Raw genomic sequence first — 25,538 nt, forward strand, 5'->3', positions numbered from 1 at the left:
GTCGCATGACGGATTAATGAGAATTGGAGACAGACCATGTCAGTTGAACAATCCTGGGACAGGGAAGTCGGTGTGCTCGTCCTGGGTGCCGGAGCCGGTGGGATGGCGGCAGCGCTTATCGCTTCGATTGAAGGCCTTGAGCCCTTGGTCATTGAGAAGACGGAACTGGTGGGCGGCACTGCATCGACGTCTGCGGGTTCGATCTGGATTCCGGGCAATCGACAGAGCCTCGAGGCCGGATTCAAGGACGATCCACAGGATGCCGAGCGCTATATGCGGGCGCTGACCGGCAGCGACGAGCGCGATCCGATTCGCGACGCGTACCTGGCCACCGGCCCGCGCGCGGTCGACTATCTGCGTGAGCGGTCGGATGTCCGTTTCGTCCCCTGTGGCAAGCATCCCGACTATCGCGACCTACCGGGCGCCGCAGTGTATGGCCGTGCGCTGGTTCCGGAAATGTTCGACGGTCGGCAGCTCGGCGAGGCCTTCGAACGTGTGCGGCCGCCCATCAGAGAGTTCCTTCTGCTCGGCGGGATGATGGTGAGCAAGGCGGACTTGCCGCCCTTGCTCGGTCGCTTCCGCTCGGTCAAAAACTTCGTCTATTCGGGCCGTCTGGTCATGCGGTATCTGCTTGACCGAACGCGCTACAGCCGCGGTACGCGTCTCGCGATGGGCAATGCACTGGTTGCGCGCCTGTTTCATAGTCTTCGCAAGCGGAATGTTCCGTTTCTGTTTAATGCTCGCGCGATCAGTCTGATCACTGAGGGCAACACCGTAATGGGGGCGGTCGTCGCATGCAATGGCGCCACGATGCGGATTCGTACGCGAAAGGGCGTGGTGATTGCCACGGGCGGCTTCGGTCACAGCACCACGTTACGTGAGGAACTGATGCCGACCAACCCGAAAGACTATTCGCTCGCATGTCCGGCGAACACCGGCGATGGCATCGACCTGGGCCGTAAGTCGGGCGCCGCAATTGCGGTCAAGGAACATGGCCGTGGCGGCTTCTGGACACCGATGTCCGTCGTTAACCGTGACGATGGAACCAAAGGCCTGTTTCCGCATCTTCTGCTGGATCGCGCGAAGCCGGGCCTGATCGCCGTCAATCACAAGGGACAGCGCTTCGTCAACGAAGCATGTTCGTACCACGATTTTGTCGAGGCGATGCTGTCCGACGCCGGTCCTGCACGTGGCACGCCGGCCTGGCTTATTTGCGATGCAGTCTTTGTCGAAAAGTACGGCCTCGGCGCAATCTATCCGGGCACGCGCAATCTGAAGCCGTTCGAACGCAACGGGTACATCCATGTTGGGCAGTCGATCGAAGCGCTTGCGGCGAAGCTCAATGTAAACGCCGCGGCGTTGGCGAACACGGTTCGCCGCTTCAACGGGTTCGCGCAAGATGGCAAGGACGGCGATTTCGGCAAGGGCGAGACCGAGCTGAACCGTTTCAACGGCGACCCGGACGTGAAGCCGAATCCATGCCTGGCGGAGATCAAGCACCGGCCGTTCGTCGCGCTCGCGGTGTGGCCCGGCGATATCGCGACCAGCGCGGGCTTGCGCACCAACGCGGACGCGCAGGTAATCGGCGAAAACGGCGAACCGATGTCTGGGCTTTATGCATGTGGCAACGATATGGCCTCGGTCATGCTCGGTACCTATCCTGGCCCGGGCACCACGCTGGGTCCGGCGCTGACATTCGCTTATCGCGCGATGATGCATGCGGCGGGCAAATCCGACATCGCACGCTTTACGGGTGCCGCCATGAGTGCACAGCAGGTCGGCTGATGCGAGCTCCGCTCGAACATTTATTCCTCGCTCAAATAAACAAGGATCAACGCGTGTTCAATCCGATGCCGATGATGTTCCACCCGACCGTGCTTGTCGATAGTCTCGATCAGACGACCGAGTGGTTTGCTCGCGTGTTCAACCGACCGCCGGTTCGCTGGGAGGAGAAGTGGAATGTCGAATGGCTCAATCCGACATATCCGCTTAACTACTCGTATTTCTATGTGATCGCGGATGTATGTCTTGACGCCCTGTGCCCGCCGTTGTTGAAGCTGCCGGGCGGCAAGAAAGCGGTGTATCCGGACGTCCGCCAACTCGTCGATATCGCGTGGTACACGGATGATATCAAGGCGGTCTCGATCCAGCTCGAGGAACATGGTTTTCGCACGCGGAATCAAGAGGGGGCCGTCATCCATAACGGCGACGTGCCGCCATCGAACCTCGTTGCCGATTGCCCGATGATATGGTCCGTTCCCGAAGACACGGGCCTGACCTACGAGTTCTTCGAAATGGGCCGCAGGCATTGGGACTATTACTCGGAGAAAGGCGATCCGCGCTTGTCGGCGAAGTGGCAGGACGGCCGGGTAGATGCCAACGATCCATTGGGTATCGTGCGCTCAGCCTATCACCATGTCCTGACTCTCGATCGCGCCCGCGCTATTCGCCTCTATGTCGATGTGCTGGGCGGCAAGATCGTCGATGAAGGGCACGACGAGTCGCTCGATTCAGATTACGTGAGCATCGCTTACGCGAAGTCCAACCTGCGTTTCGCGACGCCGCGCAACGGCGTCATCCTTGATATTAATGGCGCCGTGGCAAATAGCGATCGCTATGTCGGCATAACGTTCGAAGTCGAAGACCTGGCGAAGGTGGCAGCACACCTCACGGCGCAGCGCGTGCCGTTCAAGCGCGCTAAGGAGGCGCTGTTTACTGATGCCGCAGAAACCCTTGGCATCCGATGGGGATTCTGTTCCGCCAGTTCCTGGACATTCTAAAAACAGTCTTGAGTGATTGTGGGTCGTTGAGCCCACCATAATGTGTCGTATGGCCAGTATCGTTCAATCATATTTGAAAGGATAACTAAACATGAAGCGTCGTCTTGAAGAGAAAATCGTTCTGAATGTCGGTGGTGCGCGTGGTATCGGTGCGGCCGAGTCTCGCCTGTTTGCTAGTGAGGGCGCAAGTGTCCTGATTGGTGACATTCTCGACGAGCGTGGCGAAACTCTTGCTAAAGAGATTCGCGAGCAGGGCGGTGATGCCACCTATATTCACCTGGATGCCCGACGTGAAGAAGACTGGGCGAAGGCCATCGCCCAGCTGGAATCGGTGAAGGGGCGGATCGATGTGCTGATCAACAACGTGGGCATCAACGATCGAAACAAGATCATGACCACTAGCCTGGCCGACTGGAACAACACAATCGAGACTAACGCCACCACGATGTTCCTGGGCATCCGTGCTGTCGTACCACTGATGCGCAAGAACGGCGGTGGCTCGATCATCAATATCGGCTCCACGTCGAGCGTGACCGGTACGCCGTTCGCAGCGTATAGCTCCAGCAAATGGGCGATGCGCGGTCTGGGCAAGATCGCTGCGCGCGAGTTTGCCGCCGACCGAATTCGGGTCAATACGGTGTGCCCGGGCTTCATTCTCAATGAGTTCAATGAAACCCAACCGTACGTCGAAGCATTGCGCCAAAGCGTACCGATGGGACGGTCAGGGTCGTCAGAGGAGGTTGCGCATCTTTCGCTTTACCTGGCATCGGATGAAGCGGCTTATGTCACCGGTCAAGACATTGTCATTGACGGCGCACTGAGCATGCCGAGCTATGTCCTCAGCCAGTTCGCCGGTAAATAAAAATCTCAGAAGAGATACTTCTCGGGCCTTTAGAGGCCCGAGAGTCGAGGATAGGGATGTTGAAAAGAACAATCGTCATCGCAGTGGTGGCCGGAACTTCCCTTCATGCGTACGCCCAGAGCAGTGTGTCTGTATGGAACCATCGACGACTCATTGCTGTACGTGAACAACGAAGGAAAAGGCAAATTCGTGGGTATGGCGGTAGGCCGACGTTCTAGTGATTTTGGTCTCACCGGTACTGAGGACCTCGGCGGCGGGTACAAGACGTACTTCAAGCTCGAGAACGGCTTTTCGCTGAACTCCGGTGCAGCGAATCAAAATGGTGCGATGTTCGGCCGGCAGGCGGCGCTCGGACTGGTCAGCCCGTATGGAACATTGAGCTTTGGCACGCAGTACGACGTTGTTGTAGACGCACTCGTTGAACACACGGCCGCGTTCAACTTTGCGGGCTCCACTGGCGCCAATGCGGGCGACGTTGATAACGCGTGGAGTGACTCTTTCCCCACGAACACTATCAAGTATCGTTCGCCGAGCTTCCATGGCGTGGCTTTTGAATCAATGCTGTCCATGCCGGGCAGCTCACTGGGGTTCTCACATAACAAGCTTGTCGGCGCCATGGTCGAATACCGGGGCGACCCCTATTACGTCTCTGTCGTTTACCGGATTGCGGACAATCCGCTGACCTCGTTGTATTACGGTAAGGAAGGTGTCCCGCTGTCGCAGCAAACGTTGACCGTGCCATGGACCAATCCGATCTATGGAGGCTACGTGGCAGCCGCGAGCCAGCGAGTATTTGGAACGTCGTTCGGCTATAAGTTCGGCGGCAATACGTTCTCCGCAATGTATACCAACACGGTATTCACCGATATTCCGGTCGCCGTGAATTCCGATCCAGCGGGATTTTCCGCGCGCTTCCAAAACATCGCCGTGACCTACAGCTACCGCTGGACCCCTGCTTTCGCGTTTTCGGCCGGCGCGATTATGACGTATGCGCCGCACTCAAAATATGAGGAAGGCATTCTTGCGGCCGATTACGCTTTGTCGAAGCGAACAGACGTGTTTTTGATCGGCGGCTTTATGCACGCCTCTGGGCGCGATTCAACCGGTCACACGGCTGTAGCAGCTATCACCAACCTGGCGCCGTCCTCGACCTCCAGGCAACTGGCGATTCGTGCCGGAGTTCGACACAACTTTTAACGAGCGCATGGTTTTTTGGAAGTTCAAAGGGGAGTGGAATGAGTACGCGGTATAGCGTCGAAAACGTGAATTTCTCTCGCGTAGGCAGTCCATGGCGATATGTCGGTGCTGGATTCGTTGCGCTGATGGTCGGTGTCAACGTGATGCCGGTTCTATTCAACGTGTTTGCTGGAGCCTTTAGCGCCGAGTTCGGCTGGACGCGTGCTGAACTATCGACCGCGCTGGCCATTTTCACCGCCGTGGATGGTCTGAGCATGCTCGCTGTGGGCGCCTTGGTGGATCGATGGGGTATCAAATCGACGGCCTGGATGGCCGTCGCCTTCGGTGGCGGCCTGATGGCCATGTCTTTTGTTCCCCCGCAGCTGGTGTGGTTGTACGCGCTTTGCGCAATAATGGGCCTTGGAGCAGGCGTTGTATCTCCTACGATCTATTCGATCGTTATCAACGCGTGGTTCGAGGGGCGTCGAGGACTTGCATTGGGGATCGTCAACGTTGGTTTGGGCCTTTGCGGAACGCTCATGCCGTTTGTATTGTCGTTATTGTCGGAACGTTTTGGCTGGCGCAGTGCCGTTCAGATGGTGGGCGCGCTCGCCATGATCCTGCCGTTCATCAATGTAGCGTTCTTGCTGCGCATGCCTCAACACTGGGAGCAGGAGCGGAAAGCGGCACTCAGTAGAGGCAAGTTCGCCGGCGATTCGCTTCTGGACCTTGCAAAAACAAAGCACCTTTGGCTAGTGTCGAGCTCGATTCTGTTTGTTTCTGCGGGGACATATGGTCTGCTTTCTCAAGTAGTCCCGATCGTGGTCGACAAAGGAATGACCAGAGCGGTAGCGTTGACCGCGCTTTCGACCATTAGCCTAAGTTCGGTCGTGTCTCGTATGATGGTGGGCGCTTTGCTCGATAGGCTCTTCGCCCCGTTTGTAGCCGCGTTCATTTTTGTCCTCACCGGCGCCGGGGTGCTTTTGATCACCTATATGGACGCTGGCTGGGAAGTCTACGTCGCGGCTGCGCTCATCGGAGTGGGACTCGGAGCCGAGGCCGATGTCGCTGCCTACGTTTTGAGTCGATATGTGCCAAAGGCCAGTTATGGGCGGGCGTTTGGCTTGGTCATGTTTCTCTATGCGCAAGGCGGCGGCCTGGGCGTGCTAGTCCTTGGGAGAGCATATGCCATGCTTGGCTCATACACATTGGCACTCTATTTGATTGTTGGACTGGTCTCCCTGTCCGCAATTTCGATCGTTATCCTGGGGCCGTACAAATACGGCGTCGACAAGAGTGAACGCTGCTAATGTATCTCGCCAGGCAATCGTAGCCTTTAGCGGTTATACGGTGGTCGAGCTTCCCCTGGGATAAAGCGCGCTGGCTTCCGTTAGCACGCCTTAGCTCCTCCGCTTCGCGTCCAAGACAGTGCTCCGTTCACGTTCGTCCGCGATTGGAATTCCCAAGATTTCGCGGATGAGGACCGGTATGTGATTTAGAGGCAGTGCGTCACTGCCAACGGTTGCGTCGGCGGATATGCTGCACCGTTAAGACGCAGAGGTGATTTGATCGTCCCTTTCTGGGCGGGAGCGGGTTTAAGTGTTTCTCGGCTCCAGCGATGTCAGCCTACTGTTTCCATGGGGCGTTCTTATGGCGCACCACTGTACCCCGGCAGCGTGACGGATCGAGGCGTCTGTGGTGTTCGATTGCTCTGAAGCCTCCGTGCCGGGCAAGCATGCGCCTGATCTCGTTCCGCAGATGCGACGTGCGCGTAACGGCGTAAGGTCCGCCGCGCACAGGCGGGTTGGAGTGCGCGCAGTCACGTTACCGAGCATCGTCTGGCTCGAGGGCCGCACTTCGGCGCAGACAATCGAGCGCGAGCGCGACTGCCTCACGGCTTTCACTGTCAGGCCGCCAGTACATGGCGACCGCCCCCGAGCTAGCAAGTGGCCTAGGCATTCGCAACACATGCAGTGCATTGAGCCGCGCAAAGCGTCCTGCTGCGCGATGCGAGGCTACCCCGATCAGGTTTGAATGATTCAACAGCGTCACGTTCAGGATAGATGAATTCGATTCCACACAATGACGTGGCATGGTATGGCCGGCGGTGGCCAGCGCTGCTTCGAGGGCAGTCCGTACGGGCGTGCCCGCGGGCCACACGATCCACCTGTAGTCGAGCAGATCGTGCCAGTCAACCGAGGAGCGACTAGCCAGTGGATGCGCCAAGCCGGACACGAAGTTGATCGGGTCGCGGTACAGCGTCTCGTTTTTGAGCTGCGGATCGGGCAGGGTGTCTGCCGCGCGTCCTACCACTATATCGAGCTCGCCGTGGATCAGTTGCGGCATTAGCTGATTCATGGTGCTTTCGACCAGTCGTATCTGCGCGCGCGGCATACGTTCGACTAAGGCCGCGGTCGCCAAAGGCACAGTATCGGCTGCCGAGACCCCAGAAGTGCCGATCGAGACCAGTCCGGTACCGCCTTCGCGCAGTGCCAGCATGTCGTCGCGCGCGTTGTTCAGATGACCCTCAATGCGCCTCGCGTGCTCGACCAGCGCCAGTCCGTACTCCGTCGGCCTTAGCCCGCGCGCGCGCCGCTCGAACAGCGGTAGACCGATATCTTCCTCAAGTTCGCGTAGCCATTTGGACAAGGCCGGCTGCGTGGTGCAGAGTTCTTCTGCGGACTGGCTCAAATTGCCGGTCTGCATGATCGACATCAGCATCCGTAGATGCCGGAGTCGCAGGCGGTGAGTCCAATCCATGGCGCGTCCTTGACGTTCGGTAAATAGAATAAATAAGAGGACCAGTCTATTTTACCTGGCATATCAGGAGCCCATCTTGCTTGTTCCGACTGGCTATAGTGAAGGAAATTTATGGTCCCCCCAGATTTGCAACGCTCGCGTTTAATGACAAGAGCCAGGGAAGCACCGTGCATCTCCAGAACGCCTCGTATCACTGAAACGGCAGCCATAGGACAGAGGCTGCGGGAGTAACGAAACTGGGACGGCAGCGAGCGAGTGCTTTTTCGGGGCCTTGGCTGGAAGCCATGGCATTTCCCGGGCAGGCGGCCCGACCAAGGGCTGCATGGCGTCTCTCAGAGCTACACTAAGCAGGACAGCCCGCCATCAGACACATTCGAGAGGATGTACTCCAGCTTGTCCAGAGAGAGCGGCTTTGTAAGGTGGTAGTCAAAACCCGCGGCAAGCGCGCGGGACTTGTCTGACTCAGCGGCGTAGCCGGTAAGGGCTACCAGCTGGACGTCGTCGAGGTTCGGGTTCAAACGGACCTGGCGTGCAACTTCGAAGCCATCCATCACCGGCATCCCGATGTCAATCAATGCGACCTTTGGATGGCACGCTAACATTAGCTTGATTGCGTCGGCTCCATTGTCCGAAGTTGCCACTTCGTAGCCTTCGACTTCCAGCAGAATCCCGACCGCTTGCAAAGCCTCGCGATTGTCGTCGACGACCAGCAGTCGGACTCCTTTCATCTCGGTAGATGTCTTCGCCTGCCGAGTGGTGTCGGTATCGACCGCCGACCTTAGTATCGGCAATCTGAGGCTTACGGTCGTTCCACATCCCGGCCCGTCGCTGCGCAGCGAGATTTTTCCGCCGTGAAGCTCCACCATGCGCTTGGCGACGGCTAGTCCGATTCCAAGGCCTCCGTCTGCTCGCGCTCCGCCGCTGGCTCCTTGCGCGAATAAATCGAACACGTGATGCTGAGCGGCGCTTTCAATACCAATGCCGTTGTCCTGAACCTCGATAAGTACCAAGCCGGGTGGGTCATCAAGATTGCCGGCGCTCTCCACGTTGACGCTCAGCCGTATGTTCCCGCCGACCGCGGTGTATTTGGCCGCATTCGAAAGCAGATTGCCAAGGACCTGACTTAGTCGAACATGGTCAGCACGAACAAAGACCGGGTCGTCAAGGCCGGTGATGGTCAACGTATGCTTGCGCGCGTCGATGTGATGCCTGATGGCCGCAAGGGCATCGAACGTAATGTCGTTGAGCGATGTATCGCTGAGCTTGATAGAGAGTTTTCCATGCTGCAGGCGCGCGGCATCGAGAAGGTCGTCAACCAGCGTGCGCAGGTGACGCATCTGCCTTTGTGCGATTTTCAGCACACCAGCAGCTCGTGGATTATCAGCGCAGAGACGCGTCGCGGCGCCAATTGCACTATCTATTGGGGCCATGGGATTTCGCAGTTCGTGGCCAAGCATTGCGATGAATTCGTTGTGCCTACGGTCGCTGTCGACACTGACGTCCCGGGCATTCACTATGGTGAGCGCAGAGCCCGCGAAGACCGCCAGGTTGGACAGAAGCCGCGCATCTTCGGCGTCGAACCGGCAATCTTCCCGATGGGACATGACCCATATTGCCCCGAGGTCTCGTCCGGCGACATTGATGGGTACAACGATACCTTCCGGGACGCAAATTCCGGGAAAGGCCAGGCACGGGAACTGGGTTTGTGGGTCGACGAATAGCTGAGCGGTACCCGCATGCAAGGTTACTGCGCAGGGGCACTCATTCCATGCGGTTGTCTTTCCCTGCAGTCCCGCACAGAGTCCGGATACGGCAAGCCAGCGAAAGAACCGCTCGTCGTCTTGCTGCTCAATGAGGCTGATGCCGGCGCTGCCTGCCGAGCAGAGCGACATGGCGGTGTCCGCAACAGCCTGCAGGAAGTCTGCTCGCGAGCCTGCCTGCGCCCGCGCGAGAGCAACGAGCGCCCGATTTTCGGCTGCATAATCTGGCGCCCGCGCAGGCCGTCGGGCAAGCTCGCCGGTATATCCGGGCATGCTACCGTCCAAGGGATGATGGCGAAGGGGACTGGAAGGAAACGCTCGCCGCAGCTTGCGACCAATGCCTTATCCCAAACTTTGAGCGAATGCATAACAGTAGGGGACTCCGTCGATGAAGTCAACGGCGGACGGCCTGATCGGGAGATTTCGGCAGACAGCTGGTTCGGGCGCATTTGCGCTGCCGGATTAACACCGGGGGGTGGTCACCGAAGATTGCCGTCAGAACGTCGTGAGCATAGTGGGCCGCAATACGTTCAGCGTATGTTCATCAAGCGTGAACGCGGTCGGCTCGACGACCAAGCGCAGCACTGCCCGAGGCGACATCGAGTGAAATGGGCTATCGCTACCGTTCTTATAGCGATCTGCGCATTCTCTGCTCTTCGGCGCTGAGCGCACGAACGACTGCCACGTGCCGCTCGAGGGGTCAGGAGGCGTCATGCGTCACCTCATCTCACGATATAGACCAGAGTGTAGCCAGAACTCGCCGCTCGTCTTGATGATGGAAACGGTCATGGGAATTGCGTCGCAATTTGCAACCGATTTTGGAATTAACGCGAGCGAATTTGCGCTAAACGAGCGACGAGAGATCGTAGATGCAATCGAGGCCCGCAAGGTTTCAAAGGCAACCGCTGCGGTGAAGGCTCATCTGGACAATGTCCACTCGCGATATCGAAACGCAATCGACCAGTCGTAGAAGTGCAGGCAGGTCTCCCAAAGGGACGGCAGCGCCGACGGCATGGGCGCCCATACGGGCCTGCGGTGCGCTAAAGAAGGAATTGCCGGAGCATTTGCGGCGGACGCTGACGATGCGTCGTTCCCGTCATCACAGCATGAAGACGGACGACCACCGCAGACTCTGCGGCACCGTATCGATCAGCGAGCCCCCCGCGACAGGTGAGGACCGCGCGATACTGGGTCATTGGGCGGCTTTAACCGGTTCGTTTCCAGTCTTGGAGCAGCAGCGCTTCGCTAAGCATCGACGGGTGCCACGCTTCGTCCAGTGCGCGACGCAAGAGCGCTTGCTGACTGGCGGGCGCAAGGCCACCTGCCGGTGGGTCGCGATCAAGATTGGTAGGGAACGCGTATCCTTCCGCCGTGGATGCAATGACGGACTCGATCTCAGTCGCGGTCAACTGGCCGTTGGCCGTGTACTCGAGAAGTACGGGATAGACGGCTTCACACATGCGCATGCGATCGAGAGTTTCCATCGCGCGGCCATAAGCCGAAGATATCTGCAACAGATTCGCGATTCGCTGCACGTCTGGCGTGCGATTCGCGCCGGCGGCATGGAAGAGTGCCGGATTAAAAAAGAGCGCGTCCCCTTTAGCGAGAGGTAACTGCACGCAGTGGGCTTCGAAGAAGTCGCGAAAGTCGGGGCGTCGCCACGCCAGGTAGCCTTGAGCATAACGCTGCGAAAACGGCAGCAGTTTCGTGGGACCACTCTCGATTGGCATGTCGCTATGCGCGACAGCGCCTTGCAGTGTCAGGAATGGCGACATCGTATGGACATGGGCGGGAAAACGCTGCGCTTCCTCTACTGTCTGGAAGCCGAGATGGTAGTCGCGGTGTGCTTGCTGCGCCTCTCCGCCTGGGCGAACGACGTTGACCTGAGCGGTCATCTGAAAGCAGGGGCCGAGCCATGCTTGCGCGACACATGCGATGAACGCATTCGAAAAATAGCGTGCGAACACGGTGGGCGCATGCAGACAGAGCTTTTCGTGAGCGTTCCAGATGCGGTCGTTCGCGCCCGCTTTGGCGAAATGGTCTGCTCCTTGTGTCCCGGATTCACGCTCCTGCCTGATGATCTGTTCAAAAATGCGGGTCGCTTCATCGACGGGCGCCGTGTCCCTGAAGGCGCTCTTTAGCACCAGCACGCCCGCGCCGTCGAGAAGCACGTTTGTCCATTCGGCCTGCAGCGCCTGTTGCCGAACAGGATCGATCAAAACTTCATCAAGCGCACGGCAATCGTAGAAGGGAACTTCGCACTCTGCCTCGACCGAAAATCGCAAGCCGAGGTCAGTCTTTTTCCGCAGTTGATCCGCGAAAGCTTCGAGTGAGCAGTCGCTCTCCCGATACCAGTTGTTTGCTAACGTTTCGCTGCGTGGCTCCGTTGCATTCATGTCTCGCTCCGTTTTCGTCAAGCATAGACGCATCGTCGAGCCGGGAGGTACGATAAACACATCAAAAAACCATCAAAACCAAGGACGTGACGATGGCTCATCGCTTCCTCATAAAAGAGATTGCGTTGCAGGCTGGTGTCGGTGTCGCTACGGTGGACCGCGTATTGAACAGGCGTGCCCATGTGCGCGAAGGCACACGCAGGCGGGTCGAGCAGGCTATCCGGGAGTTGGAGAAGCAGGAGATTCAACTGGCGGCGACGGGGCGCAAGCTCATCATCGATGTGGTGGCCGAAGCGCCGTCCCGATTCTCCACGGAAATTCAGGAGGCACTCGAAGCGGAGTTACCCGCCTTTCACCCTGCGGTGCTGAGGCCCCGCTTTCACATGCGTGAAACGATGACTACGGCGGAGGTCGTTGAAACGCTTCGATCGATTGGCAGGCGAGGTAGTCACGGCGTTTTGCTGAAAGCACGGGACGTCTCTGATATCTCCGACGCAATCGGAGAGTTGAAGACAATGGGCATACCTGTCGTGACCACGTTCACCGACATTCCGTTGTCGGCGCGCATCGCCTACGGCGGACCCGATAATCGGGTGGCGGGTGCGACGGCGGCGTATCTCATCGGTCAGTGGCTGAAAGGTACCGGCGGAACGGTGTTAATCACGATGAGTGACGAAGGCTTCAGAGGAGAGGAGGAGCGTGAGGCGAGTTTCCGGCGCGCCCTGCGTGTAAGTTACCCGAACCTGAGTTTGCTCGACGCGAGTGGTGGACACGGATTGAATCTGCAAACAGAAGAGAGGATGCGCAAAGTCGTGACCAGAAGGTCAAGCATTGCTGCCGTGTACTCGATGGGTGGAGGCAACGCAGCCGTGCTTAAAGTGTTGGAGGCGGCGAAGCAAAACCCCATATGCTTTATCGGGCACGATCTTGACCGCGACAACGTTGGCTTGCTTCTTCGGGGAAGTGTGCAGGCCATCCTTCATCACGATTTGCGTCAGGACATGCGTTCGGCTTGCCAGCACATCATGCACTTTCATCGGCTGATTCCTGCATCAGCGATCGCTCCATCTTCTTCGGTCGTCGTCGTGACTCCGGAAAACATCCCGGAGCACATTGCCAGTCGATTTAGATAGGCCCGTCTTCACAAAGGCTGCAATCACACGCGGGGCGGGTTTCCGTTCCAGGCGTCCTGCAGCAGAGCGCGAAGCGGCTCGCGCTCTATCGGGCGTGGATTCCAATAAGGGTTTGCCAGTGCGATATCGCATGCACGGTCGAGATCGGATTCCTGCATTCCAATCTCGCGCAACCCCGACGGAATGTTGAGTTCGCGACCAAGCTCGAAGACGCCAAGCGCTGCGCTTTCACTTCCTAGTGCTCGCGCGATTCGCAACATGGCATCGGGTGCCGCGTCGCTGTTGTACGCCAACGCGTGGGGCAAGACGATAGCGTGCGTTTCCGCGTGTGGGAGACTGAAGCTTCCTCCCAAGGTGTGGCAGAGCTTGTGGTGAAGAGCCATTCCGACGTGGCCCAGTACACTGCCGCACATCCATGCGCCGTAAAGACACTCGCCCCGCGCCGAGATGTTCTGGGGATCCGCTTTGATGCCCCTCAGGCCGGCTGCCATCGCGCGTATTCCGTCTTCGGCCATCAGCGACATGACGGGATTACCGTCGCGGGCATACAGCCCTTCCGCAGCATGCGCAATGGCATTCAGGCCGCTTACGAAGGACAGCCCGAGCGGCAGGCTCGACGACAGGATGGGATCGTAGATAATAGTCTTGGGCAGCACACGCTGGTCGCGTCCGGTACGCTTCAACCCATCCTCGGTGAGTCCGTAGATCGGTGTCATCTCCGAGCCAGCATACGTCGTAGGAATTGCAATGATCGGCAAGCTGGATTCCAGGGCGATGGCTTTACCCAGGCCGACGGTGGATCCTCCGCCTATCGCCACCGCGCAATCGGCGCCAACGCTTCGTGCATGGTCACGGGCACGTCTCGCTGTTTCAATCGGGACGTGCATCTTTGCTTCTGCAAAGATACCTGCGCTGAGCGGCCCCAGCAGATTGGAAACCTGCGCTGCTTGCGCCTCCTGTTCCGGGGTGCAAAGGACCAAGGCCTTTTTAGCTCCGAGCGCGTGAACTTCTTCTTTGACGCGGGCTAGTACGCCGGCGCCGAAGACCACTTTCGAAGGCTGCGAGGTATAAACAAAATCGTGCATTGAAGCATCCTTACCAGTCGTAGTGCGCGGTTGATGTCGAGCGAGCATCCAGAGGCCACCAATCTCGAACATCAGTACCTGCGATCTGCTCATGCCCTGCTATCGATCAAGCACTGGCTTTGGGTTGCCGTGCTTCAACGTTGTGGAACTGCTGCATGGTTGTGTCGAACGACCTGGTCGCCATTTCTTGCAGCGGAAGCTTGCGATACTCGGTCGAGATGATCTCGACGCCGTACCACTCGCCGTTAAATCCGGCGCCCTGGACCGCCTCAATGAACCCCGGACAATCGAACTCGCCCTCACCACAAAGCTTGCGGCGAAAGACAGTATCTTCCAGCAACGATCCTTCGACGGTCGAGCTGGCGTCGTCGAGTTCGACCGCCTTGATGAACTGCGGAGGGACTTTTGCGATTTCGCTGAAGTCGATTCCGCCGCGAACCATGTGCCAGATATCCAGGAGTAGGCCACCGTTTGGCTGGTTAGCTTCCTGAACGATCGCGAGACCATCTTCAAGCGTTTTGACGATCGAGAACGGCATGACTTCGATCGACACGTTTGAACCAACCTCGGCCGCTTCCTGACACAGAGTTGCGAATTCATCCGCCATCCGGGCGAAGTTGGGCGTTCGCTGATCCAGCACACTCGCAGCAATCTTCACGTTCTTCATGCCAAACTTCGCGCCTAGTTCGAGGATCACGCGGCGAGCACGATCCGACGCCTGGCGCTCGGGACCGTCCCTGTACCAGTCAACGAGGAACTCAAGTTCGAAGTGTTTGATGCCGTTGTCTTCCAGTATGTGTTTGACAGTGTCCGCGCCTACCTTGTCGATAGTCGCCACCAGGTCCTCATGGATCACGCCAATGCCCCGCCAACCGGCTCTTGCTGCCGCTTCGACGCGCGCCTGTAACGAGTAAGGACTGATAGAAGGCTGGAGCGGATCCACGTCTCCAGCGAGAGTCCAGTACGCGGCCAGCAGGTCAATGTCAAATGTGCTCAATTGGTGTATTCCAAAAGCAGGGTTCGAATTTTCAGGCAGGAACCAGCGCTGCAAAGCGCTCGCTGATACGGTGGCCCGATGCATCCAGCTCGTCGAGCCGTTGCTCCAGATGCTCGTAGAGGAGTTTTCCGTCGCGCTTTTTGAATTCGCCGGCGACCAACACAGTGTCGACGTTTGCTGCACTTCCCTGCATCAGTACTGCCGAAACAGGATCGTGCACTGGTCGCATACTCAATCCGTCTGCGCGGATCAAAACGACATCGGCTTGTTTTCCCGGCGTCAGCGAGCCGAGGCGGTCCTGAAGGCCCAGTGCCTCTGCACCGCGGATCGTTATCCAACTGAGAGCATCAGAGGTGGATATCGTGGAATGAGCGGGCAACTGTCCGGTTTCGGCCCGAGCTTCCGCGTTGTCCAACGCGCGCTGCGACGCCAATGCGACGCGCGCAACGGTGAACATATCGCCTGCGATGGCCGACTCGAGGTCGACTCCGAGGGAAGGCGCGCTGCCCGCATCGCGCAGACGGCCGGTAATCGGATGGCCGTGCCCCTGCGTCATTTCGGTCTCGGGCGCCACAGAAAATGTGACGCCACGATCGATCATCATCCGGAGTTGCGCGTCAGTCAGATTGTTACCGTGCACGATGTTGGTGGTCGGGCCAAGAAGGTTAGCCTCCGCCAGACGTTCCCAACCATCTGGTGTCTTCGGGTCCAGACCCGCGCAGTGCATGCTGGCGATGAGTTCGAATTCGGCCGCCAGTCGAAAATCATGCTCGGACACCTCATACGTCGAGTAGTGAGGCCCGAGAATCGCCATCCCGAGTGTGACTCTGGCGTCGCGCCTCGCAAATCTGTTCTTCAGCAAGCGCTCGATTTCGCCGCGAGGATGAGGAATCTCACTGAAGTGCTTCTGTCCGGGCTTCGGGTCCGGCTTTGGAGAGCCGTGAAAATAGACCGCACGAATTCCTGATTCGAGCAGCCCGTCGATCGCACGATCCGTGTGGTCGGGCGTCGGATTGTTGTGGCACCAGTCACCGAGCGTTGTCGTTCCCAGGTTCAGCTGGTTAAGCGCGCCCACCAGCGTGCCGATGTAGAGGTCATCCGGGTTGAAACATGTCGCAAGTCCCGCATGAACGCTGCGGAAGTAGGTAGGCAATGTCCAGTTCGCCGTCACGCCGCGAAGGGCGGTCTGCCACGTGTGCATATGCGCGTTGATGAGGCCCGGAATGACGATGCAACCGGACGCATCGAGCTGTTCCGCATCGTGTGACTGAACCTCCGGACCGATGTCGACAATGCGGCCGTCCTCGATCAATAGGTTGAAGCGGCCATTGCCGATGACCGGATCCATCGTGATTACGTGACCTCCTGTAATCAGCAGCTTCATCAACGCGTCTCCTCTGTTATGGATGGGATACATACTCGTCGAGGTCAAGCATGCAATCTCGCCTCGACGTTATTAGCAGATCACTTGTTCAGAAGTTTGCGCTGCTGGGCGAAAAGCGCAAAGGCCTTCAACTGGGCGGAGATGATCTCGCGCGTCTGCGGGTCGGTGATGGTCTTACCCTCGACGTCAACCTTGCTCGCAGCGCCGCCAACCATCACTTCCGGCTTGTTGAGCACCTGCGCATCGAGGAACACCATGCTTTGACGCAGATGATATTGCGCACGGGCACCACCGAAGATGCCGGGCGATGCCGACTGGATCGCTACGGGCTTCCCAGCAAAAGGAGGTGTCGGGAGGCGAGAAAGCCAGTCCAGCGCATTTTTAAGGACACCCGGAACGGAATAGTTGTACTCGGGCGTAACGATGATGACGCCGTCTGCCTCGCTGATTGCATTGCCCAGGTCGAGCACCGATTGCGGAAAGCCTTCGGCCTGGACATCCGCGTCGTAGTGCGGGAGCAGCCCAACCGAGGGAAGCTTCGTGAGCCGAACGTTTTCGGGCGCGAGTGCCTGCAGCGAGTCTGCGATAGCCGCATGGAAGGAGAGACGACGCAGGCTGCCGACGAGCGTTACGAGACGCAGCGAGTTTTGATCAGACATGAGATTTCCTTTTGAAAGTGGTTTTGCGACGACCGGAAGGCCATCTAAGTAAGATTCGTTTCAATGTTCGGCGTCGCCGTTCAAGCACGTACCTGGCGCAACTCACGACCTGCCGCGATCGCGTCTCGTGCTTCAGAGTCGGCCTGCTGATCGATCTCATAATCGACTTCGTAGTCGACCTGGAAGCGCGCCGTTCGGATGTCGCCGAGCCTTTCTCGCACTCTCAGGTGCTCTGGATGAGCCGCGTATCCGTCGAGTGCGGCCTGCGAGTCGAACTCCGTGATCAGGATGACATCGCAGGCATAATCGACCGCGCTGGAATCGAGCCCGACTTCGAGCTTGAGCATGCCGGGGATCACGCCTCGCAGTCCTTCGAAACTCTCCTTGACGAGTCTGCGTGCTTCCTGACGCTCGCCCGGCGTCTCGCCACGGACTCGCCACATGACGATATGTCGGATCATGCAGGAACCTCCGCGGGATTCAGGACGAAGTCGTACTTGAGCGAATAGAACGGCGTTTCCACTTTTGAACCGTCCGGGGCAACGCCGCTGTCGTGCTTGACCCATTTGGTGATGAGCGTTGACCGGACCCCGAAAACCGCGTCGGAATCGAGATATTGGTCGCCGTCGCGAAACACATGGGTAATCAGCGTCTCGTATCCGGGCATCTTGATCATGAAATGCAGGTGAGCCGGACGCCAGGGATGACGGCCGAGTGCTTCCAGCATTCGTCCCACAGGCCCGTCGTGAGGAATGGGATAGGCCTCGGCGAGAATGGAACGGAAATGGAACCGGCCGTCGTGACCGCTGTGCAGTCTGCCGCGCGCCTGATGGACTGAGGAATTCGCATTTTCGGACGACTTCTGCACGTCGTAGAATCCGTCCTCGTCGGATTGCCACACGTCGATTTGCGCACCGGCCAGCGGCGTGCCGTCGAGGCTTCGAATCTGGCCGCTCACAAAGCACGGCTCGCCGCGCGCGCCATTTGCGATGTCTGCGCCATTTTCATACTCCGGCGCCCCCTCGACGTAGAAGGGACCGAAGACGGTCGCCTCCGTGCATTCGGTCGGCTTCTTGTTATTCTGAGCCATCACAAGCATCGAAAGCCCGAGCGTGTCCGACAGGAGAATGAACTCCTGGCGCTTGTCGTCAGTGATATGGCCGCACTCGGTCAAAAACTGGATGGCCTTGAACCACTCTGCCTCGGTCAGTTTCACCTCCCGGGCGAAGCTATGAAGATGCTGCACCAGGCTGGTGAAGATCGTACGAAGCCTGCCGTCGCAGCGTTCGTCCATCGACGCCAGTACCGCCTGGGTGATGGTGTCCTCATTGATGTTGCGCATCGCTGTGTCTCCTAGTGCGCGTGTACGAGACGACAGGGTAATAGCCCCGTAAGAGGAAAAAAATGCGCTATAGTGAAATGACATTTCCGCTAGGTGGATGAATCGCGCGCATGGACCGCTGGACCCAGATCGAACTTTTTGTGCTGACGGCTGAACTCGGTAGCTTGTCCAAAGCGGCTGAACAACTCGATATGTCCAACGCGGCAGCGAGCCGCACACTGAGCGCGCTCGAGGAGCGGCTGGGTACCCGCCTCATTGAGCGCACGACGCGCAGGCAATGGCTCACGGACGCAGGCGAGGCATACCGGCGCAGTTGCGTTGCCGTCCTCTCCGAGATGGCCGAAGCCGAAGCCGCGGCAAGCGACGCGACTTTGCGCCCGACCGGAGTCTTGCGAGTGACGAGTTCTGTCTCGTTCGCAACGCTGCACATTGCTCCATTTCTGACTGAATTCAACCGACGATATCCGAGCATTTCCGTGCAGGTGATAGCGGCGAACCGCTACCCTGATTTCATTGAAGCTGGAATCGACATTGCCATCCGCACGCGTGAGCACGAAGGCGATTCGGGAATTACGGTCCGTAAGCTGGCGGATACCTCCCGCATCCTCGCAGCGTCACCTGCCTATCTCAACGAGTACGGCCGACCCGCCAGACCTGAGGATTTGGGCCAGCATCGCATGCTGGTCTACAACCTCGCTGTCGATCCATATCTTCTTCACTTCCGGCGCGGCGAGGAGACGTGCGACGTTCCGATCACCAGTGTGCTGGATTCCAATGAAGGTCAGGTCATCGTCGCTGCAGGGCGATCTGGCTTGGGAATAGTGATTCAGCCGCTCTATATCATTCATGACGACATCGTCGCTGGACGTCTCGTGCCCGTCCTCGAGGATTGGCAGTTGCCCCGCCTCACCATCAATCTCGCCTATCAAAGTCGCCGCTATCAGCCCGCCAAGATAAGGGTCTTCACTGAATTCCTGATCGAATGGACGGAACGACGACAACTTGCCGCGAAGTGGCGAGCTGTTCGATAGAAAACGCGATCAGGCTCCCCTAAGCCGGGCCCCTTGGCCAGCTGTTTCGGGCAAGTACCGATGGACTTTTCCTGAAGATGTACCCTCTCGAAAGATATTTCCGCTAGCTGGAAATATGATTTCGCGGAGGCGCATATTTCTTTGGGACGCGTTCGAATAGTCTACAGCCATGTCGGAAGTTGCAACGCAGTGTTGCAGTGACGACAACCAAGCGGTTAGCGCCTGACGATGAGGGGCATGAAGCCGAAGATCCGCGCAGGACCCACGAACGCCGAACTGCGAAAGCAAATATAGACAGGAGATACAAATTGGACCGACTCAAAGACAAAGTCGCTTTGATCACCGGGGCCGCACAGGGCATCGGTTTGACCGTGGCGCAGACCTTCGCACGCGAGGGCGCGACGGTTATCGCGGCTGACATCAAGGCGAGTGACTCAAAAGAGTTCGACGTTCAGCAACTGGATGTTTCGTCCCCTGCGGACTGGTCGCGTGTAGTGGAATCGGTAATCGCCAAACACGGGCGCATCGATGTACTCGTCAACAACGCGGGCATCGTCTACTGCTATGAAACGTTGGATGGCACAGACCTGGACAGCTGGCAGAAAGTGCTGTCTGTCAATCTCACGGGCAGTTTCCTCGGAATCCAGGCTGTGTTGCCGTCGATGCGCGGTATGCGCAAGGGTTCGATCATCAATTTCTCGTCGATGTGGGGCATCGTGGGCACTGCCGGCGCCGCAGCATACGCGGCAGCAAAAGGCGGCGTGCGCAACATGACCAAAAACGCGGCCGTAACGTATGCGCCCGAGAACATCCGGGTGAATTCGGTCCACCCGGGATTGATCAGAACGCCGCTCGTGACGAGCCAGCCGGACGACCTAAACGCAGAGATCATTGCCAAAACGCCGATGGGACGCATGGGCACCCCCGAGGAAGTCGCGAACGTGTGCCTATTCCTCGCCAGTGACGAATCCTCGTTTATGACAGGTGCCGAACTCGTGATCGACGGCGGGTATCTGGCCCAGTGAGCGCCCGCGAACGTACGCGTTGACTCGCCGCCTCACAGTTTCAAAAACCGAAGTGCTTCTATCGACGTCGCCCCGTGCTTCTTTGCACGATTGGCAAAACTTCAAACAGCCTCAGGTAATTCTGCAGGCACAAAGCAGGTGAAACGCATGTCTACTGACCTTCTTTCTCAATTCGGCCGACGCGTGCGAGTGGGCCTTGTCGGCGGCGGAAAAGATTCCGTCATCGGTCGCACTCATCTTGTCGCCATGCGAACCGACGGGCTCTACGACGTTGTGGCCGGCGCGATGTCGATTGACCCTGAGATTGCGAAAGCATCAGCGCGGGCCGAGTTGATCGCTGATGACCGTGCCTACACCGACTTCCGTGTGATGGCGGAACGCGAAGCGGCACGTGAAGACCGAATCGACGCAGTTGTGATTGCGACGCCCCCGCAGTTGCACTACGAGGTCGCACGCGTCTTCATGGAGAAAGGAATCGACGTCATCTGCGAGAAGCCGCTGACCCGTGACCTCGCCGAGGCTCAACGCCTCAACGATCTCGTCAAGCAACATGATCGGCTATTTCTTCTCACCCATTGCTACACCGGCTACCCGATGGTGCGCGAAGCGCGCGCGATGGTAGCGTCGGGGGCACTTGGCAAAATCCAGTGCATCGAAGGCGAACTGTGCGCCGGGTTCGTAGTTGATCCGCAGAATCCTGATCGCCATTGGCGCTTCCGCGAATCGTCGATGGGCAAGGGCGTTCTCCTCGGTGAAGTCGGCTCTCACGCTCATCACATCGTTTCGTACATCACAGGGCTTCGCGTCGAGCAAGTGTCCGCGGAAATGACCACTTTCGCTGAAGGGCGCGAAGTGTATGACAACGCCTATCTGACGGCACGCTTCGAAGGCGGTGCTCGCGGCCGCCTCTGGGGCAGTTACGTCGCAGCCGGCAACGATCACGGTCTGTCCTTCCGCATCTTTGGCGAGAAAGGCAGCCTCACGTGGGTCCAGGAAGAACCGGAAATTCTCTGGTTCAAACCTCCTGGTGCGCCGGCCCAACGTCTGGCTCGCGGCTACGCGACCCTCTCGCCGCAAGCCGCTGCTGCGACGCGCTTCACAGCCGGACATCCCGAAGGATACGCCCTCGCTTTCGCGAATCTCTACTCTGATTTTGCAAAGGCTTTGATGGCTAAGCGTCTCGAGTTGCCGTATCAGTCATACCTCGACGGCATTCCGGGCATTGCGGATGGCGTAGACACGATGTCGTTGATCGACGCGGCTGTCCGGTCCGCTGAGCAAGACGGCGCGTGGACAACGCTCACCCGGTAATCGAGGAAGCAGGGAGCTGGTGACAGAAAACCCGGGTTCGGATTCAACAGTCGCCGTCCGGATTCAGCCGGACAAGGTTAGGTTTGCTTAGTGTGTGACAAATGCCAGGAGATTTAACCTGCCGGGAGGCAGCTCTCTCCTGACTTCGATCCCAGATGCGCCGCTCTCTTGCGACGCCTTGCTCATAGGTTTTTTTAAATCATAATCGGAGACAATCATGTTCACGAAAATCTTACTCGGACTCGCAGCTAGCAGCTTCCTCGCGAGCGCTGTGTCAGCCAAGGACGTCAACTCGGTAGGAGTTGCAATCTATTCGCTCGGTGATCCCTTCCAGACTGCAATTTCCAAAGGCGTTACTGACCGGGCGAAGCAGAACAATCCGAACGCAAAGGTCATGACGGTCGCGTCGGACTACGACCTGAACAAACAATTCGCCCAGGTCGACAATTTCATTTCGGCCAAGACCGACCTGATCATTCTGACCGCAGATGATCCGAAAGCGATACTTCCGGCAATCAAACGTGCCGGGGCAGCCGGCATTCCTGTGATCGCTGTGGACGTGTCGGCCGACGGCGCAGCAGCCACTGTGCAGACGAATAACTTCAAGGCCGGCGAGATGGCCTGCCAGTACCTGTCTGACAAATTGGGCGGGAAAGGCAAGGTTGTCATCCTGAACGGACCGTCCGTTTCGTCGATCCAGGACCGCGTCAAGGGCTGCCAGTCGGTGCTAAGCAAGGGCAAGTTCGAGATCCTCTCTGACAACCAGAACGCAAAGGCGACGCGTGAAGGTGGTCTGACGGTGATGCAATCCCTGTTGACGCGCTTTCCGAAGGTCGACGGCGTCTTCACGGTCTGTGACCAGGAAGCCATCGGGGCCGATCTTGCGGCCAAACAGTTCAATCGGAAGGATTTCGTGATCGTCAGCGTCGACGGCTCGCCTGAAGTGACCTCGCTTCTGAAAGCTCCCTCAGCGATTCAAGGGACGGTTGCTCAAAGTCCGTATTCGATGGCACAGACGGCATTCGATATCGGCAACGACATGCTGTCGAAAGGAAAGAAGCCTGCGAACCCCGTGATTCTGCTTGATCCCAAACTGGTCACGCGTGACAACGTTGCCACGTACAAGGGCTGGGGTGGTTAATCTGACCACCATCAATGCAGCGTAGATCTTGCTGCATTGAGGCGCGCACCGGCATTCGCGTGCGCGCCTGCGAGCAACACAAATGGAGACATCATGCCTACCGATAATCGGATTCCTCTGCTCGAAATGCGCAACGTTAGTAAGACGTTCGTCGGCACGAAGGCACTTGATAACGTCGAACTGCGCGCGTGGGGCGGTGAAGTGCTCGCTCTCATGGGAGAGAACGGCGCGGGCAAGTCGACGCTGATGAAAATCCTGTCTGGCGCCTATGAGGCCGATCCGGGTAGTGAGATCCTGATCGACGGCAAGCCGGTGACGATCGCAGATCCGGTGGAGGCAAAGAAATACGGCGTTTCGATCATCTACCAGGAACTGAGCCTCGCGCCCAATCTCTCGGTCGCCGAAAACATCTATCTGGGGCGGGAAGTCTCCGTTCGCGGAGTGGCTAATCGACAGGCAATGTACGCGGGCTGTCGTGAAGTACTCGAACGCCTCGACGTTCCCTTTACCGCCCGTACGATTGTCGGGACGCTCTCCATCGCAGAGCAGCAACTGGTCGAGATCGGCCGGGCGTTGCACGCAAAGTCGAGGATTCTGGTCCTTGATGAGCCGACCACGGCTTTATCATCGCGGGAAAGCGAGCGGCTGTTTGCGTTGATCCGGCAATTGCGCTCCGAAGGTATCGCCATCATTTACATCAGTCACCGGATGGAAGAGGTCTATGACCTGTCCGACCGTGTATCTGTGCTGCGGGATGGGCGCTATGTAGGAACGATTGACCGTGCCGAGCTATCGGCTCAGGCGATCGTCAAGATGATGGTTGGCCGGGACCTGTCGACCTTCTATATGAAGGGACATGATGCCGGCGGTAGCCGTGGCCCTGTCATCTTTGAAGCAAAGGACATTTCCGATGGCGACAAAATCAAACCGTGCAGTTTTCAACTCCATCAAGGCGAGGTGCTGGGAATTGCGGGACTGGTCGGATCGGGACGGACAGAACTCGCCCGCCTGATATACGGCGCCGACGAAAAGGCGAGCGGAAAGGTTTTTATAAACGGTCAGGAAGTGAGCATTCGTCAACCGTCCGACGCCATCAAGCACGGACTTGCGTACCTGACGGAAGATCGCAAGGCACTGGGCCTTTTTCTCGACATGTCGTGCGCGGAGAACATTAATCTGGGCGTCATTCTTCGGGACGCACGCCCAGGCGGCTTCCTGAATCTGTCGAAAGGAAGAAAGCGCGCGAACTCGGCCTTCGAGCAACTTCGTGTGCGGGCAGCAAGCCCTCTGGTCAACGTTGGCAGCCTCTCAGGCGGAAACCAGCAAAAGGTGCTGCTATCGCGCTGGCTTCAGATCGGGCCGAAGGTGCTGATTCTCGACGAGCCTACGCGCGGGGTGGACATCGGCGCTAAATCCGAAATCTATCGGCTCATCGACGACCTGGCGCGTCAGGGAATTGGTGTGGTCGTGATTTCGAGCGAACTGGCGGAAATCATCGGGGTCTGCGACCGCACGCTCGTGATGCGCGGAGGCCATATCGTCGGCGAAGTCGGCGGGCCAAACAACGACGCAATTACCCAGGAAAACATCATGGCTCTCGCAGCAGGAGCGGATGCAACCCTAGATGCCGCCTGAAACACAGATTTGGAGACAATCATGAACAAGTCAACGCTTCGTAGTCCTGTTGTAAAGGACAAGCCAACCGACGCAGTCGGGATGTCAGCGCACAAGGTGCACGTTCGCCGGCTGATCAGTTCGATCGGTATGCTGCCAGTGTTGATCATCCTTTGCTTCGCATTCAACATCGCTACGCAAGGCACATTCTTCACCGGCCAAAACATTTCGATCGTCGCACAGCAGGCTGCTATCAACACAGTGTTGGCTGCAGGGATGACGTTCGTCATTCTGACGGGAGGCATCGACCTTTCGGTGGGCTCGATGCTGGCGACCGCGGCCATGACGTCGATGATCTGTTCTCTCGACCCCTCGTTCGGAGCGTTGGCCCTCCCGGTCGGACTTTTGACGGGTATCGTTCTTGGCTCGATCAACGGCCTCCTCATCGCGTACCTGAGACTTCCGCCGTTTATCGTCACGCTGGGATCCCTTACCGCGGTGCGAGGACTTGCACGCTTGATTGGCAATGACGGCACGGTGATGAACCCGAACCTCAGCTTTGCGTGGATCGGGAATGCAAGCTTCCTCGGCGTTCCGGTTCTGGCGATCATCGCGCTTGCCGTTATTGTGATTTCGTGGGTCATTCTTCGCCGTACGGTGCTCGGGATCTGGATTTATGCCATGGGCGGGAATCCTGCGGCAGCGCGTCTTTCCGGCATCAAGGTCAGCCTGATCCTGCTGTTCGTCTATGCCGTGTCGGGGTTGCTTTCCGGTCTCGGCGGTGTGATGTCCGCAGCGCGGCTCTATGCTGCGAATGGTCTTCAAATCGGCACTGGCTATGAACTCGACGCCATTGCAGCGGTCATTCTCGGCGGCACGAGCTTTGTAGGCGGTGTAGGTTCGATCTGGGGGACTTTGGTCGGTGCGTTGATCATTGCGGTACTTTCTAATGGCCTCGTCATTCTCGGCGTGTCCGACATCTGGCAGTTCATTATCAAAGGCCTCGTCATCATCGCTGCCGTGGCGCTCGATCGTTTCCGTCGCAGCGGTGAGAACCGCACCTGATCAGTAATAACCGCGAG

At 58.1% G+C, this 25,538-nt stretch carries 21 protein-coding genes and 1 pseudogene; 13 read left to right on the forward strand and 9 right to left on the reverse strand.

The window, feature by feature from the left end; translation table 11 throughout:
• Positions 1-36: 36 nt before the first annotated feature.
• The 5 genes from A3AC_RS28990 to A3AC_RS0103510 all read left to right on the forward strand — a co-directional run bounded on the left by A3AC_RS28990 (position 37) and on the right by A3AC_RS0103510 (position 6,128).
• On the forward strand, positions 37-1,785 hold the full coding sequence (locus tag A3AC_RS28990) for an FAD-binding protein (RefSeq protein WP_035474515.1): 1,749 nt from the start codon (positions 37-39) through the stop codon (positions 1,783-1,785).
• A gap of 53 nt (positions 1,786-1,838) precedes the next feature.
• Positions 1,839-2,780: a VOC family protein gene (locus A3AC_RS0103495; RefSeq protein WP_156924563.1), complete on the forward strand. Its 942-nt coding sequence runs from the start codon at positions 1,839-1,841 to the stop codon at positions 2,778-2,780.
• Positions 2,781-2,871: 91 nt separating this feature from the next.
• On the forward strand, positions 2,872-3,642 hold the full coding sequence (locus A3AC_RS0103500) for an SDR family NAD(P)-dependent oxidoreductase (protein ID WP_025597346.1): 771 nt from the start codon (positions 2,872-2,874) through the stop codon (positions 3,640-3,642).
• 105 nt (positions 3,643-3,747) lie between these two features.
• The gene (locus A3AC_RS0103505) at positions 3,748-4,839 is read left to right on the forward strand and encodes a porin (RefSeq protein ID WP_084515347.1); all 1,092 of its coding nucleotides are present in this window, start codon (positions 3,748-3,750) and stop codon (positions 4,837-4,839) included.
• A 38-nt stretch (positions 4,840-4,877) separates the two neighbouring features.
• Positions 4,878-6,128, forward strand: a complete 1,251-nt coding sequence (locus A3AC_RS0103510) for an MFS transporter (RefSeq protein WP_025597350.1) — start codon at positions 4,878-4,880, stop codon at positions 6,126-6,128.
• Between the two features lie 514 nt (positions 6,129-6,642).
• Here the strand turns inward: A3AC_RS0103510 and A3AC_RS0103515 are convergent.
• Both A3AC_RS0103515 and A3AC_RS0103520 read right to left on the reverse strand, forming a co-directional pair.
• Positions 6,643-7,578, reverse strand: a complete 936-nt coding sequence (locus tag A3AC_RS0103515) for a LysR family transcriptional regulator (protein WP_025597352.1) — start codon at positions 7,576-7,578, stop codon at positions 6,643-6,645.
• A gap of 338 nt (positions 7,579-7,916) precedes the next feature.
• Positions 7,917-9,611: a hybrid sensor histidine kinase/response regulator gene (locus A3AC_RS0103520; protein WP_035474519.1), complete on the reverse strand. Its 1,695-nt coding sequence runs from the start codon at positions 9,609-9,611 to the stop codon at positions 7,917-7,919.
• Between the two features lie 749 nt (positions 9,612-10,360).
• Here A3AC_RS0103520 and A3AC_RS30875 point away from each other — a divergent pair.
• Positions 10,361-10,537 (forward strand): annotated as a pseudogene (locus tag A3AC_RS30875) (IS30 family transposase); the annotation flags it as partial.
• 6 nt (positions 10,538-10,543) lie between these two features.
• On the opposite strand, the gene A3AC_RS0103535 reads toward A3AC_RS30875, so the two are convergent.
• On the reverse strand, positions 10,544-11,734 hold the full coding sequence (locus tag A3AC_RS0103535) for a phytanoyl-CoA dioxygenase family protein (protein ID WP_025597357.1): 1,191 nt from the start codon (positions 11,732-11,734) through the stop codon (positions 10,544-10,546).
• Between the two features lie 92 nt (positions 11,735-11,826).
• On the opposite strand from A3AC_RS0103535, the gene A3AC_RS0103540 reads away from it, so the two are divergent.
• On the forward strand, positions 11,827-12,867 hold the full coding sequence (locus tag A3AC_RS0103540; RefSeq protein WP_025597359.1) for a LacI family DNA-binding transcriptional regulator: 1,041 nt from the start codon (positions 11,827-11,829) through the stop codon (positions 12,865-12,867).
• A 23-nt stretch (positions 12,868-12,890) separates the two neighbouring features.
• Here A3AC_RS0103540 and A3AC_RS0103545 read toward each other — a convergent pair whose 3' ends face one another.
• From A3AC_RS0103545 to A3AC_RS0103570, 6 genes are all read right to left on the reverse strand, one after another.
• Positions 12,891-13,952: a maleylacetate reductase gene (locus A3AC_RS0103545; RefSeq protein WP_025597361.1), complete on the reverse strand. Its 1,062-nt coding sequence runs from the start codon at positions 13,950-13,952 to the stop codon at positions 12,891-12,893.
• A 106-nt stretch (positions 13,953-14,058) separates the two neighbouring features.
• Positions 14,059-14,949 (reverse strand): sugar phosphate isomerase/epimerase family protein, encoded by an 891-nt coding sequence (locus tag A3AC_RS0103550; RefSeq protein WP_025597363.1) that lies wholly within the window; start codon positions 14,947-14,949, stop codon positions 14,059-14,061.
• Between the two features lie 31 nt (positions 14,950-14,980).
• Positions 14,981-16,333: an amidohydrolase family protein gene (locus A3AC_RS0103555; RefSeq protein ID WP_156924564.1), complete on the reverse strand. Its 1,353-nt coding sequence runs from the start codon at positions 16,331-16,333 to the stop codon at positions 14,981-14,983.
• 80 nt (positions 16,334-16,413) lie between these two features.
• The gene (locus A3AC_RS0103560; RefSeq protein WP_025597366.1) at positions 16,414-16,992 is read right to left on the reverse strand and encodes an NADPH-dependent FMN reductase; all 579 of its coding nucleotides are present in this window, start codon (positions 16,990-16,992) and stop codon (positions 16,414-16,416) included.
• Positions 16,993-17,072: 80 nt separating this feature from the next.
• Positions 17,073-17,453, reverse strand: coding sequence for a Dabb family protein (locus A3AC_RS0103565; RefSeq protein WP_025597368.1), 381 nt, complete (start codon positions 17,451-17,453; stop codon positions 17,073-17,075).
• Positions 17,450-18,334 (reverse strand): intradiol ring-cleavage dioxygenase, encoded by an 885-nt coding sequence (locus tag A3AC_RS0103570; RefSeq protein WP_025597370.1) that lies wholly within the window; start codon positions 18,332-18,334, stop codon positions 17,450-17,452. The genes A3AC_RS0103565 and A3AC_RS0103570 overlap by 4 nt, the downstream gene beginning before the upstream one ends.
• A gap of 110 nt (positions 18,335-18,444) precedes the next feature.
• Between A3AC_RS0103570 and A3AC_RS0103575 the strand changes: the two genes are divergently transcribed.
• The 6 genes from A3AC_RS0103575 (at position 18,445) to A3AC_RS0103600 (ending at position 25,521) form a co-directional block, all read left to right on the forward strand.
• Positions 18,445-19,365: a LysR family transcriptional regulator gene (locus A3AC_RS0103575; protein WP_025597372.1), complete on the forward strand. Its 921-nt coding sequence runs from the start codon at positions 18,445-18,447 to the stop codon at positions 19,363-19,365.
• Between the two features lie 197 nt (positions 19,366-19,562).
• Positions 19,563-20,390 (forward strand): SDR family NAD(P)-dependent oxidoreductase, encoded by an 828-nt coding sequence (locus A3AC_RS0103580; protein WP_232231883.1) that lies wholly within the window; start codon positions 19,563-19,565, stop codon positions 20,388-20,390.
• Positions 20,391-20,537: 147 nt separating this feature from the next.
• Positions 20,538-21,701, forward strand: a complete 1,164-nt coding sequence (locus tag A3AC_RS0103585) for a Gfo/Idh/MocA family protein (protein ID WP_025597376.1) — start codon at positions 20,538-20,540, stop codon at positions 21,699-21,701.
• Positions 21,702-21,918: 217 nt separating this feature from the next.
• On the forward strand, positions 21,919-22,842 hold the full coding sequence (locus A3AC_RS0103590; protein WP_025597378.1) for an ABC transporter substrate-binding protein: 924 nt from the start codon (positions 21,919-21,921) through the stop codon (positions 22,840-22,842).
• Between the two features lie 93 nt (positions 22,843-22,935).
• Positions 22,936-24,477: a sugar ABC transporter ATP-binding protein gene (locus A3AC_RS0103595; protein ID WP_025597380.1), complete on the forward strand. Its 1,542-nt coding sequence runs from the start codon at positions 22,936-22,938 to the stop codon at positions 24,475-24,477.
• A gap of 21 nt (positions 24,478-24,498) precedes the next feature.
• A complete protein-coding gene (locus A3AC_RS0103600) occupies positions 24,499-25,521 on the forward strand; it encodes an ABC transporter permease subunit (RefSeq protein ID WP_025597381.1) in 1,023 nt (340 codons plus the stop codon).
• The last annotated feature ends 17 nt before the right edge of the window (positions 25,522-25,538 follow it).

This window comes from Burkholderia sp. WSM2230, assembly GCF_000472445.1.
GTDB lineage: Bacteria > Pseudomonadota > Gammaproteobacteria > Burkholderiales > Burkholderiaceae > Paraburkholderia.

Coding starts and splice junctions, on each gene's coding strand:
- A3AC_RS0103515 (WP_025597352.1), bottom strand. CDS start 7,578: ATGGATTGGACTCACCGCCTGCGACTCCGGCATCTACGGATGCTGATG.
- A3AC_RS0103555 (WP_156924564.1), bottom strand. CDS start 16,333: ATGAAGCTGCTGATTACAGGAGGTCACGTAATCACGATGGATCCGGTC.
- A3AC_RS0103545 (WP_025597361.1), bottom strand. CDS start 13,952: ATGCACGATTTTGTTTATACCTCGCAGCCTTCGAAAGTGGTCTTCGGC.
- A3AC_RS0103520 (WP_035474519.1), bottom strand. CDS start 9,611: ATGCCCGGATATACCGGCGAGCTTGCCCGACGGCCTGCGCGGGCGCCA.
- A3AC_RS0103600 (WP_025597381.1), top strand. CDS start 24,499: ATGAACAAGTCAACGCTTCGTAGTCCTGTTGTAAAGGACAAGCCAACC.
- A3AC_RS0103510 (WP_025597350.1), top strand. CDS start 4,878: ATGAGTACGCGGTATAGCGTCGAAAACGTGAATTTCTCTCGCGTAGGC.
- A3AC_RS0103500 (WP_025597346.1), top strand. CDS start 2,872: ATGAAGCGTCGTCTTGAAGAGAAAATCGTTCTGAATGTCGGTGGTGCG.
- A3AC_RS0103505 (WP_084515347.1), top strand. CDS start 3,748: ATGCGTACGCCCAGAGCAGTGTGTCTGTATGGAACCATCGACGACTCA.
- A3AC_RS0103595 (WP_025597380.1), top strand. CDS start 22,936: ATGCCTACCGATAATCGGATTCCTCTGCTCGAAATGCGCAACGTTAGT.
- A3AC_RS0103535 (WP_025597357.1), bottom strand. CDS start 11,734: ATGAATGCAACGGAGCCACGCAGCGAAACGTTAGCAAACAACTGGTAT.
- A3AC_RS0103575 (WP_025597372.1), top strand. CDS start 18,445: ATGGACCGCTGGACCCAGATCGAACTTTTTGTGCTGACGGCTGAACTC.
- A3AC_RS0103570 (WP_025597370.1), bottom strand. CDS start 18,334: ATGCGCAACATCAATGAGGACACCATCACCCAGGCGGTACTGGCGTCG.
- A3AC_RS0103540 (WP_025597359.1), top strand. CDS start 11,827: ATGGCTCATCGCTTCCTCATAAAAGAGATTGCGTTGCAGGCTGGTGTC.
- A3AC_RS28990 (WP_035474515.1), top strand. CDS start 37: ATGTCAGTTGAACAATCCTGGGACAGGGAAGTCGGTGTGCTCGTCCTG.
- A3AC_RS0103565 (WP_025597368.1), bottom strand. CDS start 17,453: ATGATCCGACATATCGTCATGTGGCGAGTCCGTGGCGAGACGCCGGGC.
- A3AC_RS0103560 (WP_025597366.1), bottom strand. CDS start 16,992: ATGTCTGATCAAAACTCGCTGCGTCTCGTAACGCTCGTCGGCAGCCTG.
- A3AC_RS0103590 (WP_025597378.1), top strand. CDS start 21,919: ATGTTCACGAAAATCTTACTCGGACTCGCAGCTAGCAGCTTCCTCGCG.
- A3AC_RS0103585 (WP_025597376.1), top strand. CDS start 20,538: ATGTCTACTGACCTTCTTTCTCAATTCGGCCGACGCGTGCGAGTGGGC.